Genomic DNA, 12355 nt, shown 5'->3' with positions numbered 1-12355 from the left:
GAGATCAGCTATCCGCTTAACTTCTTGCAATGTGGAAATAGAGGCGCGCGCCTATAGTTGCACACGCTTCCCTTGTTGGATGCGCTAGTCCCGCAGCTGACGTTCGGCGTCGGCAACCTGCTCGAAAACCGATTCCGCCCGACGCCGAACGGACAATGCGCCCACGGGGACGGGGCCCACCGCCAGCCGCAGCATGGCCGCTGCCTCAGCTGTGGTGGCCAATGAGTTTCCAGCTTTGGAAAGGGCGCGGTGGACACCGGCGAGTGAACCAGGAACGTCCAGGCCGTCGCTTGGCGCGCGCCTTTGGGCTTCAACGCAGATGATCCTCACACGTGGCGACAACTCGGCCAGTTCGTTCGCGATCTCTACAAGTTCGTTGTAAAGCTGCTCGTCGTCGACGCCCTCAAGAACCTGGTGGTACCGGTCCAACCCGCGGTGAAAGCGATCATGGGCGCGCCGCCAGAGCCCCTTGCCGAGTTCAAGATCGTCCTTCCGTCCTTGCCGGACGGCCCCAAAGAAACCCACGGTCAAGCTCAGAGGTACTGGCCGGGGCCGTGATCCGGGTCTTCGGGCCGGCCTTGGGCGGCCGCGCCAGGGGCACCCGGTGCGGTTGCCCTCTGGGGTTGACCGTTTTCGCCGATGATAACGCCGGGCGCAATGACAGTTCCCGGCGGAAGCTGACGGAGTTGCATCTGCGCCTTTGCGGCCTGCTGTGCCGCAATCGCAGCCTGGATGCCGTGGAAAAGCCCCTCCAACCAGCCGACAAGCTGGGCCTGGGCGATACGAAGTTCTGCGTCCGTCGGCGCCTTCTTATCCGGAAAGGGAAGGCTGATGCGTTCCAGCTCTTCGATGAGCTCCGGAGCAAGTCCGTCCTCAAGTTCCTTGATGGAGCGCTCGTGAATCTCTGCCAGCCGGCCCCTGGCAGCATCGTCCAGCGGGGCACTTTTCACCTCTTCAAGGAGCTGGCGGATCATGGTGCCGATCCTCATCACCTTGGCTGGCTCGTCAACAAGTTCCTGTACGCTGGCGCCCCTGGGCTTGGAATCCTTGGCAGGCACCCCTTCGCCGCGCTGCGGTTCGCTGGGCGCGACTGTGCCCTCGTCCAGGGTGGTTCCTTCCACGGGGGTGTCGTCCGAAGCCTCATCCGTGGGCTGAATGTCGTTCAGATCGCTCATCCGTTCATACTCTCATGTGGGCTACGGGAACCAATGTCCAGAAGCGGAATTTGGACTTCGTTCGTAGCGAAACTACACGTCAGCAGCAGCGGCCCTGTGGATTGCTGTCCTGCCGGTCCATCCGGTCCCGCCAGAACTCACGTTCTGTCATGGCGGGACCAGAGTGGCCCGTGGACGTGAAGTGCTCAAGGTACTTCCGGTAAGCGTCTGCGCCCATGAGCGAGCCCATGTACGCGGCGAAACCTCGGAAACCCCTCACGACGGCATGCATTAGTGATGCCCTGCCCTTTGTGTCCTTTGCCCGTCCGGCAAGGCATTCCACTCGGCGAGCAGCTCCTTCTCGGCAGGCGTCGGGAAGAGTCCGGCAGGGGCAAACGCCTTGGATGGCACAGCCGGGTCTTCGTGGTCCTTCCCGCCACCAGCACGGAAGGCCCTGACGGTTGCCACTACGGCCGTGATGATCACAACGATGCTCAATGCGACAAAGATGACCGAAAGCACGCCTTGAATCGCCGTATTGCGGACCACCGCTTCCATGGCTGCGGCCGTCTTGGCAGTCCCGAACTCCGTTTTGCCATCTGCCAGGGCTTTAGCAAATGCCTGGTTGTTGGCAAAGTAGCCCACTGCTGGAACCGGAGAGAAGATCTTGTGAAAGCTGGCCGTGATGGTGACGACGGCGGCGAAGGCCAGGGGGACTGCCACTATCCACAAATAACGGAAGGCCCCGCGCTTGGCCGCGATGGCCATGCACACCGCCAAGGCAATGGCTGCCAGGAGCTGGTTCGCGATGCCGAACAGAGGGAAGAACGTATTGATACCGCCAAGGGGATCCGTGACGCCCAGCAAAAGTACCGCGCCCCAGGCTCCCACCATGATGGCCGTGCACAGCCAAGCGCCCGGGCGCCATGCGGCGTCCTTGAACCTGGGGGCGAAGTTGCCGATGGAGTCCTGAAGCATGAAGCGGGCAACGCGGGTTCCTGCGTCCACTGCCGTGAGGATGAAGAGTGCCTCGAACATGATGGCGAAGTGGTACCAGAAGGCCATCATTGCGGGCCCTCCAATGAACTGCTGCATGATGTGGGCGAGGCCTACCGCCAACGTGGGGGCTCCACCCGAGCGCGAGATGATGCTCTCTTCCCCCACGTCCTTGGCAGTCTGCGCCAAAAGGTCCGGAGTGATATTGACATTGGCCAAGCCAAGGCTGTTTACCCACTGCGCGGCCGATTCAACGGTGCCACCGGTAAGTGCCAGAGGTGCGTTCATGGCGAAGTAGATGCCGCGATCAATCGAGATGGCAGCCACCAGCGCCATGATTGCCACGAAGGATTCCATCAACATCCCGCCGTAGCCGATGAACCGCGTCTGGCGTTCCTTCTCGATCAGTTTGGGCGTGGTCCCGGACGAGATGAGCGCATGGAAGCCGGACAACGCCCCACACGCGATGGTGACGAAGAGGAACGGGAAGAGCGATCCTGAGAAGACGGGGCCGTTCTCACGGCCCGCGAACTCACTGAACGCCGGAACGCTGATTTCCGGGCGGACCACGATGATGGCGACGGCGAGCATCACGATTACGCCGATCTTCATGAATGTGGACAGGTAATCGCGCGGCGCAAGGAGCAACCACACGGGCAGGATGGCCGCGATGAAACCGTAGACGATGATGCCCCAGGCGATGGTGACCTTGTCCAGATGGAACAGGGCCGCGCCCCATTCCGTGCCGGCTACGGCCCCGCCACCAATGATCGCTGCCATCAACAAAATGAAGCCGATAATGGACACTTCCATGACCTTGCCAGGACGAAGGTAGCGGAGGTAGACGCCCATAAAGAGTGCGATGGGAATCGTCATGCCCACCGAGAACACGCCCCATGGGCTTTCGCCCAGGGCGTTGACCACCACGAGGGCAAGAATGGCCACGATGATGATCATGATGAGCAGCGTTGCCACGAGCGCCGCTGTGCCGCCAATGACGCCGAGTTCCTCACGAGCCATCTGGCCCAGTGAGCGGCCACCACGGCGCATGGAAAAGAACATGACCAAGTAATCCTGCACGGCACCGGCAAGAACGACGCCGATGATGATCCAGATAGTGCCGGGGAGATAGCCCATCTGGGCTGCAATGATCGGGCCAACCAAGGGTCCAGCACCTGCAATGGCGGCGAAGTGGTGGCCGAACAGGACGTTGCGGTCAGTACGAACGTAGTCCTTGCCATCAGCCTTGTATTCGGCCGGAGTGGCGCGGCGGTCATTGGGCTTAAGGAGATACCGCTCAATGACCTTCGAATAGAAGCGGTAGCCGATCAGGTACGTACAGACCGCTGCGAAAACAAACCAGATAGCGTTGACGGTCTCGCCGCGGACCAATGCCAGCATGAACCAGGCCACGGCCCCCAGCAGGGAAATCGCCACCCAGATTCCGATCCTCGCCGGAGTCCACCTGCGGTCCTCAGCTTCCAGCACGGATTCATCCACGGCCGTTGGGGGCAGCGCAGGATCGAGCCCCTTCACTTCTTCTGTTTGGTCAGCTTCTGTTTGGTCAGCTTCTGTTTGGTCAGCTTCTGTTTGATCAGGGGTCATGCCCGTGTCTCCTCCTTGAGAACTGCTGCGGTGGTGGCCGCGGGTGCGCTGAACAGTCAGGGCACGCTAACAATGAGGACATGCCGGAGGTGGTGGCGACACCTGAACCCCCGCGAGCTTGCGGTGAACGGTAGTTCCCCTGCGGTGGGCGTACTAATTCAGCCCTCTGTTGCCCTGCGACTGGATCATCCGTGCCTCGCAAAGATCCAGCCAGCGCACTTCCGCCTCGGCTTGAAAGATCAGGGAATCGAGCACCAAGAGCCATGCCGTATCAGAGGACCGCTGGTTGGCTGAGACAGCTTTCCGTGCTTGCGTATGTTCGTGCAGGGCCCGAACCGAAACCTCGCGCTGGGACTGGATCACCGCCGAGGCGTCCACCCCGGGCAGCGTCACGGCCAGCGCAAGCTTGATGGCAATCTCATTCCGCGGCGGGTTGTCGCGGTCCACCGCCCCTTCAAACCAGGCCGCAACTTCGGCAACCCCGGCGTCGGTGATGCTGTAAACGACGTGGCCGCCGCCGTCGTAGCCGTCTTTGCTGACAAGGCCGTCCCGCTCAAGCCGGTCCAGGGTTGTGTACACCTGACCGATATTCAGCGGCCAGGCAGCACCCGTACGGTCCTCGAATTCCACGCGCAGCTCATAGCCATACCGTGGCTGGTCCTGAAGCAGGGCCAGCAGGCTTAGCCGGATGGACATGAGGCTCCTTGCTTCTTGGGAATTGGCTGCTTGTACGGACGTCCTGCGTGGAACGGGCTGTGGCGACGGGTCAGAGGAGCAACAGGACCTTGCCTACGTGCTCGCCGGAATCAAAGTATTCGTGTGCCTCGCGGACACGGTCCAGAGGAAATGATTTCGCAACCAGGGGCTTGATGCGGCCATCGGCGAGCATCGGCCAGACGACTTCCCGTACGGCGGACATGATGATTCCCTTTTCGGCCACCGGGCGCGGCCGGAGGGCTGTGCCGATGACGGCGGCCCGCTTGCTCAGGAGCTGGCCCAGATTTATCTCCGCTTTCGTCCCGCCCTGCAGGCCGATGACAATAAGCCGACCGTAGTCGGCGAGCGCTTCGATGTTCTGTTGCAGGTACTTGGCGCCGACGACGTCGAGGATCACGTCTGCGCCTTGGCCGCCGTTTTGTGTCTTGAGGCTTTCAGGGAAGTCTTCCTCGGTGTAGTTAATGGCGATGTCGGCACCGAGGAAGGCCTTGGCGGTGCCGACTTTTTCGTCAGAGCCTGCGGTAGTGGCAACCTTGGCACCGTATGCCTTTGCAAGCTGGATGGCCATGGTGCCGATGCCGCCGGTGGCGCCGTGGATGAGCACGGTCTCCCCCGGTTGGAGCTGGGCAGTCATGATGAGGTTCGAATACACGGTTGCCGCCACCTCGGGCAGTGCTGCAGCGGTGACAAGGTCCACACCTTCGGGAAGTCGAAGTACCTGTTCTGCGGGCACGGCGACCTGCTGGGCATAACCCCCGCCCGACAGCAGCGCTACTACTTTGTCGCCCACCGAGAAGGCTTTGGTGACACCGGGTCCGAAAGCCGCGATCCGGCCGGAGACCTCCAGCCCTGGAATCTCCGAAGCGCCAGGCGGTGGTGGGTAGAAGCCGCGGCGCTGCTGGACGTCCGCGCGGTTCAGGCCCGCGGCCACGACGTCGATCAGTACCTCGCCCTCGCCCGGCACCGGGGCCGGCACGTCGCGCACTTCGAGGACTTCGGGTCCGCCTGGTTCAGAAATATAGACGGCTTTCATGACGAACTCCCGGTTTCTTGCTTGTACATCCAGGCCCGGGGCAGGGACTGGAGAACGTGATGTTTTGGAACAGCCAACTCCCTATGAAACACTACTAGGCAGGGAAGGTTGTCCGAGCGGCCTAAGGAGCTGGTCTTGAAAACCAGTGTGCGGTAACCCCGTACCAAGGGTTCAAATCCCTTACCTTCCGCCAGCAGATGCCCCGGGTTCACGGACCCGGGGCATTTTTGGCTTAAACCGGGGCAACTTTGGCTAAAGACCGGCTTGGAGTTTGGGCCCTAATCCGGATCTGAGAACTGACACCCAGAAGATCATTGAAACTGTCATAGCCCCCGCATAGTGTTCTGCTTGTCCTCACAACCGCTGACAAACAGCCGTAGCTTTCGCCGCGGAGCAAACACAGGAGCCTCATTAATGCCTACGCCTGACATCACCCCCGGCGCACCGTGCTGGATTGATCTGATGACATCCGATACTGAAAAAGCCAAGTCCTTCTACAACGCACTCTTTGGCTGGACATACGAGACGGGCGACCAGGAGAAGTACGGCGGCTACATCACAGCGTCCAAAGACGGACGCATGGTTGCGGGAATCATGCAGAAGCAGCCGGACATGGGTGCCATGCCCGATGTCTGGTCAACGTACCTGCGCACCGACGACATCAAAGCCACCACGGAGGCCGCTGCCGCCCACGGCGGCCAGGTCTATATGGAACCGATGGATGTCCCTGAACAAGGAGTCATGGCAATGTATGGCGACTCGTCAGGAGCCGCAATCGGTGCCTGGCAGTTCGGTGAAATGAAGGGTTTTGAACTGGCCGCAGAGTCCGGCGCCCCGGCGTGGCACGAGCTACTCTCCAAGGACTATGAGTCTGCAGTCACCTTCTACCAAAACGTCTTCGGGTGGGAAACCGCCGTCATGAGCGATACTCCGGAATTCCGGTACACCACCCTTGGCGCTGGTGATAATGCCAAGGCCGGCATCATGGACGCCGGTGGTTTCCTCCCGGAGCAGGTTCCCTCCATGTGGAGCGTGTACTTTGCGGTGGACAACACGGACGCCACAGTGGAGCAAGCCTTGGCTCTGGGCGCAACCGTCATGGAAGCGGCAGAAGACACTCCCTTCGGGCGGTTGGCCACATTGTCGGACCCTACGGGTGCCGTTTTCAAGGTGATCCAGAACCTGGACCAGACCAGCTAAACCCTTGAACGCCCGGTTCCTGCCAGCTGCCTGGACCAAGGCACCCGGCAGGATGCACCGGCGAACCCTCCAGCCACCACCGGTCCATCTCTTATTCATGCCATCGTGTTCTGCTATGCCCAATACCCAGGTTTACCCGAAGTAACTTCCCATACACCGCCCCCTACACAAGACAGCGGGCGTCGTCCAAAGGGCCCCACAGGGCTCCCTAATGAAAGTTAGAGCGGATGCACCAAAAACACTGGAAATTAGTAGCTGGAACAGCGCTCTCGGCTGGTTTGCTTGCGGCCCCGCTGACAGCCGTTCCTGCAATCGCGAACAGCGCCACGTCCTCCGCCCCGGCATTGCCTACGGCAGATGTGCAGGCCACGGGAACCTTGAACCCGGGCGGAACTGCGGGCACGCTGGTCCTGGCGAAACAGAGCACGGCGGTGTCACCTCTGGGCACCGGATCAGTGACAGGCAATGCTGCCGTTGCGGATCTCCTGGGCTACGGAACGTCCAACACTTTCGAAACGTCGTCGGCAACGGCTCCCACGGGGAACACGGACGTCAAGAGCCTCAACCGGAGCCACGGCGTGGACACCGACTCCAATGCCGCCGACTTCAGCTTGAACGCCACCATCACGCCCACTGCATCCGGCGGCGGAACTCCGCCCACCGAACCCGAACCGAACCCAGGATCCAAAACCATCGCCGAAATCCAGGGCACCGGCGCCGCGAGTCCGCTCGTGGGCAGCACGGTAACCACCCGTGGCAAAGTCACTGCCGTATATGCGAGCGGGGGCTTTAACGGTTACTACGTCCAAACCCCCGGAAGCGGAGGGGAGGCCGCGGGGGCGCCCAGGACGGCGTCGGACGCTTTATTCGTCTACTCCCCCACAACCGCCGGAACGGTGCAGTCGGGCGATTACCTGGAACTCACCGGCGTCGTCAGCGAGTTCGCCAACCAGACACAGCTCACCGTCGAGGCAGCCGGCCTGAAGAAGCTGACCGAAGCTGCGCCTGAGGTAAAGCCCACGGCCTTCGCGATGCCCGCCAACGAGGCCGCGCGCGAAGCCCTTGAGGGCATGCTCGTCGCCCCGCAAGGCCCCTTCACGGTGACAGATAACTACTCGCTGAACCAGTACGGTGAAATCGGCCTCGCGGCCGGCACCTCACCGTTGGTGCAGCCGACGGCGGTCGCAGCCTATGGTTCGGCAGAATATGCGGGTGTCGTGGCCGATAACGCACTCCGTGCCATCAAGCTCGACGACGGCGCGTCCACCAACTTCCTCAAGGACGCCACCACCAAAGCACAGCATCTGCCTTACCTGACCACGTCCGATCCCGTTCGTGTAGGTTCTCCGGTGCAATTCCGGACAGACGTGATCCTGGGCTACGGCAACAACGCGTGGAAGTTCCAGCCCCTCGCACCGCTCAGCCCGGCCAACGCGGAAGCGGTCCAGCCTGCCAGCTTCACGGGGTCACGGCCGGAGGGTCCCGCTGACGTTGGCGGCACCCTCAAGCTGGCTTCCTTCAATGTGCTGAACTACTTCCCCACCACTGGAGATCAACTCAACGGCTGCGTTTACTACAACGACCGCGACGGCAACCCGATCACCGTCAAGGAAGGCTGCAACGCCCGCGGCGCCGCCAATGCCGAGAACTTTGAGCGGCAGCAGAGCAAGATCGTCGCGGCGATCACCAAGGCCGGCGCCGACGTCGTATCCCTTGAAGAGATCGAGAACTCGGCACAGTTCGGCAAGAACCGGGACGACGCCTTGTCCAAGCTTGTGGATGCCCTCAACCTCAAGACACCAGGCGTATGGGATTACGTCCGCACGCCAGCAAACGCTCCCCCGCTCAGCGATGAAGACATGATCCGCACCGCATTCATCTACAAGAAGGCCATAGCCGAGCCTGTCGGGGAGTCAATCATCCACAACGACACCGTAGCCTTCGCAAGCGCCCGCAAGCCATTGGCACAGGTTTTCAAGCCGGTGGATGCGGACGATGACACGAAGTTCATCGCGATCGTGAACCACTTCAAATCCAAGGGCTCCGCAGCTACGCCCGACGATACAGACAAGGGCCAGGGCGCTTCCAACGTTGCCCGCACCAGGCAGGCGGAGTCCTTGTTGGCTTTCTCCAAGGATCTACAGGTTTCCAAGGGCACGGACAAGGTGTTCCTGATTGGTGATTTCAACGCCTACGCCAAGGAGGACCCCATCAATCTCCTGACGGGTGCCGGCTACACGGACCTCGAAGCCGGAACTGGGAAGCATTCTTACCTGTTCGGCGGCATGGTGGGTTCCCTGGACCACATCCTCGCTTCCCCGGCTGCCAACACGGTGGTCACCGGAACCGACATCTGGAACATCAACTCCGTGGAGTCCGTGGCGTTGGAATACAGCAGGTATAACAACAATGTGGCCAACTACTTTGCCGAGGACGAGTTCCGGGCCAGCGACCACGATCCCGTGGTGGTGGGCCTCAACCTCGCCCCGGACGCACCGGCCACCGTCGACCTGCAGTTCCTGGGAATCAACGACTTCCACGGCCGGATCGACTCCAATACCGTCCTCTTTGCGGGGACCGTCGAGAAGCTCCGGGCGGCGGCCGCTCCAGGCGCAACGGCTTTCATTTCAGCAGGCGACAACATTGGCGCTTCCCTCTTCGCCTCCTCCGTGGCGAAGGACCAGCCGACCATCGATGTCCTGAACGCGCTTGAGATGCAGGCATCCGCAGTGGGCAACCACGAGTTCGACGGCGGCTGGCAGGACCTGCGCGATCGCGTCATCGCGGATGGTACCAACGCGAAGTTTTCATACCTGGGCGCCAACGTCTACCAGAAGGGCACCAAGACGCCCGTCCTGCCGGAGTACAAGGTCCTGGACATGAACGGCATGCGCGTCGCGGTGATCGGCACGGTGACACAGGAAGTTCCGTCATTGGTCACTCCCGCAGGAATCACGGACCTTGAGTTCGGTGACCCTGTAGAGGCCATCAACCGGGTTGCGGCCAAGCTCAAAGCAGAAAACCTGGCCGATCTGATGATCGTCGAGAACCACGACGGAGCAGCGTCCGGCACCCCGGAGGGTGCGACGCTGGAACAGGAGGTGTCGGCAGGCGGGCCGTTCGCGAAGCTAGTTGTACTCAGTCAGTAGGTTGTTTGCACCTGCTGATGGGTGGTTTGCCTCCGAGGCTGCCGTGCGGCCGGTGGTTGTTGTAGAAGTCTAGCCATGGCTGCAGGGCGTCTGTCCGGGCCTGGTTGGAAGTGAATGGTTGGCGGTAGGCCCAGCCTTCTTGAAGGGTGCGGTTGAAGCGTTCTGCTTTGCCGTTCTGCCAGGGATGGCGGGGTTTGATCAGGACGTGCTTGGCGCCCAGTGCAGCGAGTGCGTCCTGGAAATCTTTCGATAACCGGTAGGCAAAGGCGTTGTCGGTCATGACCCGTCTGACTGGCGCGCCGTTGGCTGCCATGGCCGCTGCGGCCCGGGTGAGGAACCCTGCGCAGGTCGGGCCTTTCTCGTCGGGCAGGACCTCGGCGTAGGCCAGACGAGTGTGGTCATCGACGGCCACGTGGACGTAGTCGAAACCGACCCTTGTATGGCCTGTTGAGTGGTTGCGGGCGGATTGGTTCGGGTCTGCCCGCCAGCCTCCGCCGTCGGGAATCCGGCCTAGTTTCTTGACGTCGATGTGGATCATGTCTCCGGGAGCGTCGCGCTCGTACCGGCGGTCCGTGGCACGGGATGCCCGGATCCGTTCCCCGGTCACCGGGTCCAGGTCCCACAGCCGGGGCATGCCCGCGCGGGTCAGAATGCGGGAGACCGTCCGGGTGCTCGTCCCGCACCGGGCTGCCAGGCCCGCTGGCCCTTCGCGGTGCTTCACGCGCTGGGTCAGGACATCGGCAACCAGCGCAGCAGAAGTCGCGTGTGGGCACGACCTTGGGCGGGAGCTGCGGTCCTCGAGGCCGGCCCAGCCATGGGTGCGGTACCGGCTGATCCAGCGGTGCGCGCAGGTCCTTGAGATGCCCATTTCTTTGGCCACATGGGCCACGGGACGGCCGGCGAGGACGCGCTCGATAAGGATCCGCCTACCGGTCGGGGTCAAGCGGGCATTACGGTGGGACATGAAGACCTCTTAGTCGTTGGCTGTGTGTGGTAACCACCAACCTAAGAGGTCTTCACCTATTCACGATGTAACCAACGTCCTGACTCAGTACAGCTAGTGCGGGAAACCACCCCTGACGTTGCGGCGATCTTCACTGGTCACACGCACAAGGAGTACGCCTGGGATGCCCCGGTACTGGATGCCGGCGGACAGCCCACAGGCAACACCCGACCCATTGTGCAGACGGGCAATTACGGCGAGAACGTGGGCAGCGTGACGCTCACTGTGGATACGGCTTCCAAGACCGTGACGGCGTACAAAGCGACCGTCGTGGAGAGGACCACGGAAACTGCCGAGAGCCTCGTGGCAGCGTACCCGCGCGCGGCCGCCGTCAAGGCTATCGTGGATAAGGCACTCGCCGAGGCCGCCCTGATCGGGAATCGGCCTGTTGGCGCAGTGACAGCTGATATCACCACCGCCTTCACACCCGACCCCGCCGGTGGCGCTCCAAAGCGTGATGACCGTGCGAATGAATCCACCCTTGGGAACTTGGTGGCGGACTCACTGGTGGAGACGCTCAAGGCTCCTGAACTGGGTACGGCGGAGATCGGCGTCGTGAACCCTGGCGGTCTGCGGAACGAGCTCTACTACGCTCCGGACGGCACCATCACCTATGCCGAGGCGAACGCGGTGCTGCCGTTCGTTAATAATCTCTGGACCACGTCCCTCACAGGTGCGCAGTTCAAGACGCTGCTTGAACAGCAGTGGCAGACCAACGCTGACGGCACCATTCCCAGCCGCCCGTACCAGCAGCTTGGGCTCTCCAAGAACGTCAACTACACCTACGACGCCGCCCGCCCGGCAGGCGACCGCATCACCGGCATCTGGGTGGGCGGCGCAGGCATCGACCCCGCCAGGCAATACAGGATCGGTACGTTCAGCTTCCTGGCTACCGGCGGCGACAACTTCCGCATCTTCAAGGAGGGCAGCAACACGAAGGACACCGGCCTGGTGGACCGCGACGCATGGATCAAGTACCTGAAGGAACACAATCCTGTCTCCCCGGACTTCGCACGCCGGTCGGTTTCCGTGGTCAACTCCACAGCGACCGAGGTCAAGCCTGGAGAATCCATGGCGCTGGCCGTCTCCAAGCTGAACCTCACCTCGATCGGCAGCCCTGCCAACAACACGCTCAATGCCGTCTTCGTTGACGCCAGCGGAGCCGCTGTTGCGCTGGGATCTGTGCCGGTCACGGCCGGCGCGGCGACTGTGGACCTCAAGGTGCCCGCAGCGGCAACTTCAGGCTCGGGGACCCTGGTGCTTACCGCCGTCGAATCCGGGACCGTAGTGAAGGCCCTGGTGACGGTCGCCGGGAGCGGCACGAACCCGCCGCAATGCATTCCGCCGGTCAAGCCCGACAAGTGGTACGACATCGTCGGCTGGCTCCGGTATGCCTTTGCCTGGCTGGAATATCAGAAGTGCCTGAGGGGCTAGGCACCCCTTTCCCATGACCGAATAAAGCAGGCCCCTCACGGATGACACGTCGTGAGGGGCCTGC

8 protein-coding genes, 1 tRNA gene and 2 pseudogenes are annotated in these 12355 nt (G+C 62.0%); 4 read left to right on the top strand and 7 right to left on the bottom strand.

Translation table 11 applies throughout. The features are described 5' to 3' along the window. Nucleotides 1-84: 84 nt before the first annotated feature. From ACZ5G6_RS04180 to ACZ5G6_RS04155, 6 genes are all read right to left on the bottom strand, one after another. Nucleotides 85-525 carry a hypothetical protein gene (locus tag ACZ5G6_RS04180; protein ID WP_223935881.1) on the bottom strand — a complete coding sequence of 147 codons (441 nt, stop codon included), beginning with the start codon at nucleotides 523-525 and terminating at the stop codon, nucleotides 85-87. An 8-nt stretch (nucleotides 526-533) separates the two neighbouring features. Further along, nucleotides 534-1175 carry a bacterial proteasome activator family protein gene (locus tag ACZ5G6_RS04175; protein WP_498689607.1) on the bottom strand — a complete coding sequence of 214 codons (642 nt, stop codon included), beginning with the start codon at nucleotides 1173-1175 and terminating at the stop codon, nucleotides 534-536. A gap of 79 nt (nucleotides 1176-1254) precedes the next feature. Continuing rightward, nucleotides 1255-1446 carry a YbdD/YjiX family protein gene (locus ACZ5G6_RS04170; protein ID WP_223935879.1) on the bottom strand — a complete coding sequence of 64 codons (192 nt, stop codon included), beginning with the start codon at nucleotides 1444-1446 and terminating at the stop codon, nucleotides 1255-1257. Continuing rightward, nucleotides 1446-3755: a carbon starvation CstA family protein gene (locus tag ACZ5G6_RS04165; RefSeq protein ID WP_498689602.1), complete on the bottom strand. Its 2310-nt coding sequence runs from the start codon at nucleotides 3753-3755 to the stop codon at nucleotides 1446-1448. The genes ACZ5G6_RS04170 and ACZ5G6_RS04165 overlap by 1 nt, the downstream gene beginning before the upstream one ends. A gap of 153 nt (nucleotides 3756-3908) precedes the next feature. After that, the gene (locus tag ACZ5G6_RS04160) at nucleotides 3909-4451 is read right to left on the bottom strand and encodes a PadR family transcriptional regulator (protein ID WP_498689599.1); all 543 of its coding nucleotides are present in this window, start codon (nucleotides 4449-4451) and stop codon (nucleotides 3909-3911) included. A gap of 70 nt (nucleotides 4452-4521) precedes the next feature. Beyond that, on the bottom strand, nucleotides 4522-5505 hold the full coding sequence (locus tag ACZ5G6_RS04155) for an NAD(P)H-quinone oxidoreductase (protein ID WP_498689596.1): 984 nt from the start codon (nucleotides 5503-5505) through the stop codon (nucleotides 4522-4524). A 102-nt stretch (nucleotides 5506-5607) separates the two neighbouring features. On the opposite strand from ACZ5G6_RS04155, the gene ACZ5G6_RS04150 reads away from it, so the two are divergent. The 3 genes and pseudogenes from ACZ5G6_RS04150 to ACZ5G6_RS04140 form a co-directional block, all read left to right on the top strand. Continuing rightward, a tRNA-Ser gene (locus ACZ5G6_RS04150) sits at nucleotides 5608-5698 on the top strand. Between the two features lie 221 nt (nucleotides 5699-5919). Further along, the gene (locus tag ACZ5G6_RS04145; RefSeq protein WP_223935875.1) at nucleotides 5920-6705 is read left to right on the top strand and encodes a VOC family protein; all 786 of its coding nucleotides are present in this window, start codon (nucleotides 5920-5922) and stop codon (nucleotides 6703-6705) included. Between the two features lie 227 nt (nucleotides 6706-6932). Further along, a pseudogene (locus tag ACZ5G6_RS04140) lies at nucleotides 6933-9839 on the top strand (ExeM/NucH family extracellular endonuclease); the annotation flags it as partial. A 4-nt stretch (nucleotides 9840-9843) separates the two neighbouring features. Here ACZ5G6_RS04140 and ACZ5G6_RS04135 read toward each other — a convergent pair. Next, nucleotides 9844-10818, bottom strand: a complete 975-nt coding sequence (locus ACZ5G6_RS04135; protein ID WP_498689593.1) for an IS481 family transposase — start codon at nucleotides 10816-10818, stop codon at nucleotides 9844-9846. A 90-nt stretch (nucleotides 10819-10908) separates the two neighbouring features. Here ACZ5G6_RS04135 and ACZ5G6_RS04130 point away from each other — a divergent pair. Next, nucleotides 10909-12291 (top strand): annotated as a pseudogene (locus ACZ5G6_RS04130) (bifunctional metallophosphatase/5'-nucleotidase); the annotation flags it as partial. Between the last annotated feature and the right edge of the window lie 64 nt (nucleotides 12292-12355).

The sequence above is a fragment of the Arthrobacter sp. TmtSoilC51 genome, from assembly GCF_055388015.1.
Note: the sequence above shows the minus strand (reverse complement) of the source record. Positions and strands in the feature narration are given on the sequence as shown.

Bases quoted from the DNA above. Each gene is read 5' to 3' on its own strand.
- ACZ5G6_RS04165 (WP_498689602.1), bottom strand. From the start codon at position 3,755: ATGACCCCTGATCAAACAGAAGCTGACCAAACAGAAGCTGACCAAACA.
- ACZ5G6_RS04155 (WP_498689596.1), bottom strand. From the start codon at position 5,505: ATGAAAGCCGTCTATATTTCTGAACCAGGCGGACCCGAAGTCCTCGAA.
- ACZ5G6_RS04175 (WP_498689607.1), bottom strand. From the start codon at position 1,175: ATGAGCGATCTGAACGACATTCAGCCCACGGATGAGGCTTCGGACGAC.
- ACZ5G6_RS04135 (WP_498689593.1), bottom strand. From the start codon at position 10,818: ATGTCCCACCGTAATGCCCGCTTGACCCCGACCGGTAGGCGGATCCTT.
- ACZ5G6_RS04145 (WP_223935875.1), top strand. From the start codon at position 5,920: ATGCCTACGCCTGACATCACCCCCGGCGCACCGTGCTGGATTGATCTG.
- ACZ5G6_RS04170 (WP_223935879.1), bottom strand. From the start codon at position 1,446: ATGCATGCCGTCGTGAGGGGTTTCCGAGGTTTCGCCGCGTACATGGGC.
- ACZ5G6_RS04160 (WP_498689599.1), bottom strand. From the start codon at position 4,451: ATGTCCATCCGGCTAAGCCTGCTGGCCCTGCTTCAGGACCAGCCACGG.